This window comes from Mesorhizobium sp. M1006, from assembly GCF_040318825.1.
Lineage (GTDB): Bacteria > Pseudomonadota > Alphaproteobacteria > Rhizobiales > Rhizobiaceae > Mesorhizobium.
Genome location: NZ_JAMYMZ010000097.1, coordinates 1 through 7,786, shown reverse-complemented (window position 1 = coordinate 7,786; position 7,786 = coordinate 1). Strand labels below are relative to the sequence as shown.

Genomic DNA, 7,786 nt, shown 5'->3' with positions numbered 1-7,786 from the left:
GCGGCCGCGCCAAGGCCTCGCCGTGGCTGGCGGCGTTGATTGCGCGCAAGCCGCCGAAGCTGGCGGCTGTGGCGCTCGCCAACAAGACCGCCCGTATGGCCTGGAAGATGATGATCACCGGCGAGCCGTACCGTTGCGGCCTGGCGGGCAGCCTGACGCCTCCTCGCCGCCCTCAAGGCCGCTTCGCGCCGCCTACGGCGGTGGCCTGCGGCCAGCCCTGACCGCGGCTCAGCACGGCGCTGACATGCCCGGATAGGCCGCAACGGAGGAACACCGAACACAAGCTCTTGCAACGGAAGGAAGATGGCGTGATCGATCGATCCGTGACGCGCGAAACTCCGAGGGATCCATTGGCCAACGAAACCGCTGGCATGATTGGAACGGGCGTCGCGAACCCCACCTTGGCCAGCGGCCGCAAGGAAAACGACGCAAAACAACCGTTGCAGGCAGGGCGCCGTCCACATATGGATCCTGGGGTCTGCGCCGCGTCGCTTCGCTCCTTGCTCCGCCCCAGGATGACGAGGAGCGGGGTCGCTCACTCTGCTGCCTCTTCGATCTTCTCCATATCGTCGTCCGACAGGCCGAAATGGTGGCCGATCTCGTGGATCAGCACATGGGTGACGATGTCGCCCAGCGTTTCCTCGTTCTCGGCCCAGTAGTCGAGGATGGCGCGACGATAGAGGGTGATGCGGTTCGGCCCCTCGCCGGTCTGCGGATTCCAGCGCTCGGCGATGCCGCGCCCCTCGAACAGGCCGAGCAGGTCGAAGGGCGTTTCCAGCGAAAGGTCGTCCATGATCTCGTCGGTCGGGAATTCGGCGATCTGAATGACGATCTCGCCGGTCAACTTGCGAAAGTCCTCCGGCAGATGGGCATAGGCCTCCAGCGCCAGGAGCTCGATTTCCTCCATCGTTGGCGAAAGCTGGTCGTGCCAGATGCGTGTTTGGTAGATGCGAGCCATGCTTTGTCCTTTGATCCCGGCATATAGGCTTTCAGGCCGGACTCGGCAAATGACGCGGCAGATTCAAGGGCGCAATCTGTCATCCGCTCTGGTCTAGGGATGGCCTTTGCGAGATGATGGACGCCGCCATACCCGAAGCCGAACCTCCATCGTTCTGTCAGAGTCGAGTGTTCAAATGCCATTCAGCAACCAATTCGTCAGAAGCGCTGCAATTTGTGGAGTGTTTGGCGCACTGCTTCTTTTGGTGCTGGTGGTCTTGACCAGTTATCTCGGCAGGAATTCCGAGTTGGTCAGCCTGCTTCGGATGCTTGTCGGCGCCATCATAGGCGTCATGATCGTCTGGCTGGTTTTAGGGATGGCCCGGAAGCGGCCGGGTCGATAACTCACGGGCAGTTCCTGTTTCGTGAACGGCCCGCTAAAATCGGGCAGGAATAAATTCCCCATGACTCCGCTTGACTCTTCATCCTCCCTCTGGAATCTATAGGGAACATAACAGGAACAATTGTGAGTGGAAGCTGACCGTCATGGCGACAAGCGCCGTGGCGCGGGAGACTGTTTTTGCCCTGCGCCGCCAGATCGCGAAGATCGAAGGGACCTTGCCCGAGCGCCTGGAGGCGCCGGCCAGTTCGTCGTTTGACGCGGATGTCCCTCGTCAGAGTCTGACACCCTCTCGGCATCCGACACCCGCTCGGAATCTGACCATTGTCCGGCGCGGCCTCGCCGTGGCGCCGCCCGATGCGTTTTTGCGCACCGGCGCCGAGCGCCTCGATGCTGCGCTGAGCGGCGGCCTGCCGAAGGCGGCGGTGAGCGAGTTTCATGGCGCCGCGACCCGCGATGCCGGGGCCGTTGCCGGTTTTGCCTTGTCGCTCGTCAGCCTGATCCTCAGCCAGGGGCCGCGATTGCCGGTGCTGTGGATCGGCACATCCGAGGTTTTCCGCGAGGCCGGCTTTCCCTATGCCAGGGGGCTTCACGCCTTCTTCGGCATCGAGCCGGAGCAATTGCTGTTTTCCGAGGCGCCAGGGCTGCTCGATGCGCTGTGGATCGCCGAGGAGGCTGCCCGGATGACGGCGCTGGCCGCCGTCATCCTCGAAATCCGCGGCAGCCCGCAGCGGCTTGACCTCACCGCGACGCGGCGGCTGCACGCCCGCGCGCAGAGTGCGGGCCGGCCGCTGTTCCTGCTGCGCCAGGCCGGCGAGCCCGAACCGACGGCAGCGCCCGTCCGCCTCATCCTGTCGGCGGCACCGGCGGCAACGCGTAAGACGCTTGCCGGGCCGCTCGCCGGCTCGATCGGCCGGCCCGCCTTCACCGTCGCCATCGGCAAGAGCTGCACGGCCTTGTCCGGAAAATTCACACTGGAGTGGAACCCCGATGAACGCATATTCGAAGAAAGACGGGGCGAGCAAGGAAGGTCTCAGGAATGGGCCCCAGAACGGCCAAAGAATCCTATCCCTGTGGTTTCCGCATCTCGCCGCCGAGAGGATCCTGCGGCAGCGTCTGGGGCGGTCCTGGCGTTCCCGGCCGTCGGATCACCTGCCGCTGGTGATCAGTCACCGCGACCGGAACGCCCAGCGCATCGCCGCCCTCGACGAGCGGGCCGAGGCGCTTAATCTGAAGCGCGGCATGGGCATAGCCGACGCACGCGCCATGCATCCCTCGATCGACATCGTGGAGGCCGATCCGGAGGCCGACCGGCGCCTGCTCGAAGGCCTCGCCGACTGGTGCGACCGCTATACCCCGCTGGTGGCGCTTGACGGGACCGACGGCCTCTATCTCGACGTCACCGGCTGCACCCATCTTTTCGGCGGCGAACGCTCGATGCTGGACGATATCCTGTCGCGTTTTTTCCATCAGGGCTTCGATGTCCGCGCCGGGCTTGCCGCCACGCCTGGTGCTGCCTGGGCGGCGGCGCGGTTTGCTGGCGACCGCATCGTGCCCGATGGTGAGGAGGAAGCGCTTCTCGCGCCCTTGCCGCTGGCGGCGCTGCGCATCGACCCGGAGGTACGCGCCAGCCTCGAAAGCGTCGGCCTGCGCACGGCGGGCGCCGTCATGGCGGCACCGCGCGCGCCGCTGGCCCGCCGCTTCGGCGCATCGCTGCTCTTGCGCCTCGACCAGGCGCTTGGCCGCCTCGAGGAGGCCGTGTCGCCGCGCCTGCCGGTGGCACCGCTTTCGGTCGAGCGTCACCTTGCCGAGCCGATCATGCTGACCGAGGACATCGAGCGGCTGACCGGCATGCTGGCGACCACCTTGAAGAGCGACCTCGAGCGTCGCGGCGAAGGCGCAAGGCGGCTGGCGCTGCTGCTTTTCCGCGTCGATGGCGGCGTCAGCCGCATCGCCGTCGGCACCTCGCGGCCTCTGCGCGAGCCGCGGCTGATCCAGAAATTGTTCCACGAAAGGCTTGCCGCGCTCGAACAGGATATCGACGCCGGCTATGGCTTCGATCTCGTGCGCCTTTCGGTGCTGACCGCCGCCGCCTTCGACATGCAGCAGGCCGACCTTGCCGGCGAGACGAGCGACGACGGTGCCGATATCGCGCTTTTTGCCGACCGCATTCGCGCCCGGCTCGGCGAAGGCGCGGTCTTGAAGCCGGTCGCCGTCGAGAGCCATTTGCCGGAGCGCGCCGTCGCCACCCTTCCCTTCACGGAGGCGCCGCAGAGAAGCTCGCCGCCGAAGCAGCCGGACAAGGCGAAGGACGCTCCCACGACCGTCTTCCAGCCGGAACGGCCGATCCGGCTTTTCCGTTCGCCCGAGCCGATCGAGGTGCCGGCCACCGAAATGCCGGAAGGCCCGCCTTTGAACTTCCGCTGGCGGCGCGCGCTCTACCGGGTCGTGCGCGCCGAAGGGCCGGAGCGCATCGCGCCGGAATGGTGGCGAGGGGCGGCGGGACGAGAAGATGCCCCGACCCGGGATTATTTCCGCATCGAGGATGCCGACGGCCGCCGTTACTGGCTCTATCGCCAGGGCCTTTACGGCGCCTCTCAAGTCCCGCCGCGCTGGTTCATGCATGGGATCTTCGCATGAATGCGCTGACGGCCAACCCCTATGCCGAATTCGGCATCCAGTCGAACTTCTCGTTTCTGCGCGGTGCCTCGAAACCGGAGGAGTTGGTGGTCGCGGCAAAATTCCTGGGGTTTTCGGCGATCGGTCTCGCCGACCGCAACACGGTGGCGGGCGTGGTGCGCGCCTGGCAGCAGGCCAAGGTGGAGGGTGTTTCCTATCATCCCGGCTGCCGCCTGGTTTTTTGCGACGGCACGCCGGACATCCTCGCCTACCCGCAGGACCGCAAGGGCTGGGGGCATCTCTGCCGCATGCTGACACAGGCCAATCTGCGTGACGAGAACGAAAAAGGGGCGACGCTCCTCAAACAGAGCGATCTTCTCGAATGGGGCGATCTCCTGTCGCTCGCCATACTGCCGGATGTGTCGGCGGACGCGGAAACCAGCCTCGCACTCCTTAGCCGGCTCAAGGATCGTTTCGGTGAAAACCTGCGGCTTGCGGTTTCGCCGGATTACCGCGGCAACGACCGCTTCCGTATCGAGCAGGCGGCGGCGATGGCGGATCTGGCCGGCATCCCGTTGATGGCGACCAACGATGTTCTCTACCATACGTCGGAACGGCGCCCGCTGCAGGACGTGCTGACGGCGATCCGCCTCAATGTGCCCGTCGCTGAGGTGGGACTGGAGCTGGCGGCCAATGCCGAGCGTCACTTAAAGCCACCGCTGGAGATGGCACGGCTTTTCCGCAGGCATCCGCAAGCGCTGGCGGAAACGCTGCGTTTTGCCGGCGAGCTGACCTTCTCGCTCAGTGACCTGCAATACAACTATCCCGACGAGCCGACGGAATCGGGTCTTGGGCCGCAGGCCGAACTGGAAAGGCTGGCCAAGGAGGGAGCCGCCATCCGCTACCCCTCGGGCGTGCCCGCTTTTGTGACGCAGCGCATCGAGGAGGAGCTCGCTCTGATCGAGCGCCTGAACTACGCGCGCTATTTCCTGACTGTCCACGACATCGTCAAATTCGCCCGCAGCCAGAACATTCTCTGCCAGGGGCGCGGCTCTGCCGCCAACTCGATCGTCTGCTTCTGCATTGGCATCACCGAAGTCGGCCCGGACAAGATCGAAACGCTTTTCGAGCGCTTCATTTCCGAGGAAAGAAACGAGCCGCCCGACATCGACGTCGATTTCGAGCATGAAAAGCGCGAGGAGGTCATCCAGTACATCTATTCCAAATACAGCACCAAGCGCACCGCGCTGGCCGCCGCCGTCGTCAGCTACCGGGGCCGCTCGGCGATGCGCGAAGTGGCCAAGGCGATGGGCCTGTCGGACGACGTCCGGGGCGCGCTGTCCAGTTCGATCTGGGGCTGGTCGACCTCGGAGCTCGGCGAAAAGGAGACAAAGGCCGGCGGCCTCGATCAGACCGATCCATCGACAAGGCATGTGATCGAATGCGCCAACGAGATCATGGGCTTTCCCCGTCATTTGTCGCAGCATGTCGGCGGTTTTGTCATCACCCGGGACCGGCTCGACGAGATCGTGCCCATCGTCAAGACGGCGATGGACGAGCGCAAGATGGTCGAGTGGGACAAGGACGATCTCGACGCGGTGAAAATCCTTAAAGTGGACGTGCTGGCGCTCGGCATGCTGACCTGCCTGCAGCGCGCCTTCACCCTGCTCCAGGATCATTATCCGCAGGCGCGGGACGCGTACGGCCTGCCCTATGTGCTGGCCACTCTGCCTGCCGAGGACAAGCATGTCTACGACATGATCTGCCGTGCCGACACGATCGGCGTCTTCCAGATCGAATCGCGCGCGCAGATGTCGATGCTGCCGCGGCTGCGGCCGAAAAGCTTTTACGACCTCGTCATCGAGGTGGCGATCGTGCGGCCCGGCCCGATCCAAGGCGACATGGTCCACCCTTATCTGCGCCGCCGGCAAGGCAAGGAAAAACCCGAATATCCCAAGCCGGAACTGGAAAAAATACTCGGCAGGACGCTGGGCGTGCCGCTGTTCCAGGAGCAGGCGATGAAGATCGCCATCGTTGCTGGCGGCTTCAGGCCGGGCGAGGCCGATGAACTGCGCCGCGCCATGGCGACATTCAAGCGCACCGGCACGATCGGCAATTACCGCAAGAGAATGGTCGACGGCATGGTCGCCAAGGGCTACGAAAAAGACTTCGCCGAGCGCTGCTTCAAGCAGATCGAGGGTTTTGGCGAATACGGCTTTCCCGAGAGCCACGCCGCCTCCTTCGCCCTGCTGGTCTATGCCTCCTGCTGGTTCAAGACCTTCTATCCCGACGTGTTCTGCGCCGCGATCCTGAATTCCCAGCCGATGGGGTTTTACCAGCCGGCCCAGCTTGTCCGCGACGCGCATGACCACGGCGTCGAGATCCGCGAGGTCGATGTCAATTTTTCCGGCTGGGATTGCGCCTTGGAGAAATCGCCTTTCGATCCGGATCGTATCCTTGACCGCCATGCCCAGATGCGCGGCGTCATCCGGACCAGCCATGCCGTCCGGCTCGGCTTTCGCCAGGTCAAGGGCCTGTCGAAGGAGCGCATGGAAGCGTTTGTGTCTCGGCGCGGCGCCGGCTATGCATCCGTACGCGACGTCTGGCTGCGCTCGGGCCTCAACGTCGACGAGATCGAAAAACTGGCGCAGGCCGACGCTTTCCGGTCGCTTGGATTGAACCGTCGCGACGCTCTATGGGCGGTCCGCGCGCTCGACGGCAAGAGTGCCGCCGAAAAGCTGCCGCTGTTCGACCAGCCGGCGATCCGCTTGCGCGATCTGGAGCCTGCAACCAGGCTCCCGACAATGCCGCTCGGCGAGCACGTCGTCCACGACTACCGCTCGCTTGGCCTGTCGCTGAAGGCGCACCCGGTCGCCTTCCTGCGTCAAAGGCTGGATCGTTCCGGCGTCACGCCCAATGTGCGGCTCGGCCAGGTGCGGGACGGCCGGCGCGTTTCGGTCGCCGGCCTCGTGCTGGTGCGGCAGCGGCCGGGCAATGGCAAGGCGATTTTCCTGACGCTGGAAGACGAGAATGCGGTCGCCAACATCATTTTCTGGGAAAGGACTTTTGACCGCTTCCGCCCCATCGTCATGGGCGCGCGTCTCATCCGCGTCACCGGCAAGCTGCAATCGGAATCGGACGTCATCCATATCGTCGCCGAGAAGGTCGAGGATCTGACGCCGTGGCTGTCGGTGCTGCTTGAGCAGGCAAGGCCGGCGGACAGACTGTCGAGCAGTGCAGACGAGGCTCAGCCCGGCAGCATCGCGCAAACGGAACTATTGGGAAAGGCAGAGAAGGTCATGCCCAAAGGGCGCAATTTTCAATAGAGGCGCGAAAGATCGCGACGGAGCGGCTCTGAACCGCAGCACTCAGGGCGTTCCACCCAGGCGCGGCGGCGGTGGCATGGCATCATCTATGGTGATGACACGCGCTTCCGATGGCAGCATGATCGGAATGCCGTCCCGCACCGGATAGGCAAGCTTTGCCACCCGCGAGATAAGCTCGCCGCGCTCCGGATCCCAGGCAAGCGGCCCCTTGGTCAGCGGGCAGGCCAAGAGTTCCAGCAGCTTGGGGTCGACAGTCCTGTTCCCGTCACGTCCATCCGCCATTTGGTTTGTCCTTCCACAGGGCAATCGGGTTAAGGTTTCGAGCGCGAACTTCCTTCTCCTCTTGTGGGAGAAGGTGGCCGAGCGAAGCTCGGTCGGATGAGGGGTGTTCCAGCTTGGCACCGACGACACTCCGTCCAGCACCCCTCAACCGTCTTGGCGCTGCGCGCCAATCCACCTTCTCCCACAAGGAGGGCTTTGCATGAAGGGTGTGCTTAACCTGATT

Annotated in this window: 5 protein-coding genes and 1 pseudogene; 4 read left to right on the top strand and 2 right to left on the bottom strand. The window is 64.5% G+C overall.

Annotated features, from left to right (window positions below):
- A pseudogene (locus NKH60_RS34250) lies at positions 1-221 on the top strand (hypothetical protein); the annotation flags it as partial.
- A 314-nt stretch (positions 222-535) separates the two neighbouring features.
- On the opposite strand, the gene NKH60_RS34245 reads toward NKH60_RS34250, so the two are convergent.
- A complete protein-coding gene (locus NKH60_RS34245) occupies positions 536-958 on the bottom strand; it encodes a metallopeptidase family protein (protein ID WP_023680515.1) in 423 nt (140 codons plus the stop codon).
- Between the two features lie 524 nt (positions 959-1,482).
- On the opposite strand from NKH60_RS34245, the gene NKH60_RS34240 reads away from it, so the two are divergent.
- The 3 genes from NKH60_RS34240 to NKH60_RS34230 are packed head-to-tail and all read left to right on the top strand — an operon-like array spanning position 1,483 to position 7,281.
- Positions 1,483-2,565 carry an ImuA family protein gene (locus tag NKH60_RS34240; RefSeq protein ID WP_352834851.1) on the top strand — a complete coding sequence of 361 codons (1,083 nt, stop codon included), beginning with the start codon at positions 1,483-1,485 and terminating at the stop codon, positions 2,563-2,565.
- A complete protein-coding gene (locus tag NKH60_RS34235; RefSeq protein WP_352834854.1) occupies positions 2,498-3,976 on the top strand; it encodes a DUF6504 family protein in 1,479 nt (492 codons plus the stop codon). The genes NKH60_RS34240 and NKH60_RS34235 overlap by 68 nt, the downstream gene beginning before the upstream one ends.
- Positions 3,973-7,281, top strand: a complete 3,309-nt coding sequence (locus NKH60_RS34230) for an error-prone DNA polymerase (protein WP_352834856.1) — start codon at positions 3,973-3,975, stop codon at positions 7,279-7,281. Before NKH60_RS34235 ends, NKH60_RS34230 begins: the two co-directional genes overlap by 4 nt.
- A gap of 42 nt (positions 7,282-7,323) precedes the next feature.
- On the opposite strand, the gene NKH60_RS34225 is transcribed toward NKH60_RS34230, so the two are convergent.
- Complete coding sequence (locus NKH60_RS34225; protein WP_023675986.1) at positions 7,324-7,563, bottom strand: Trm112 family protein; 240 nt, start codon at positions 7,561-7,563, stop codon at positions 7,324-7,326.
- Positions 7,564-7,786 lie beyond the last annotated feature (223 nt).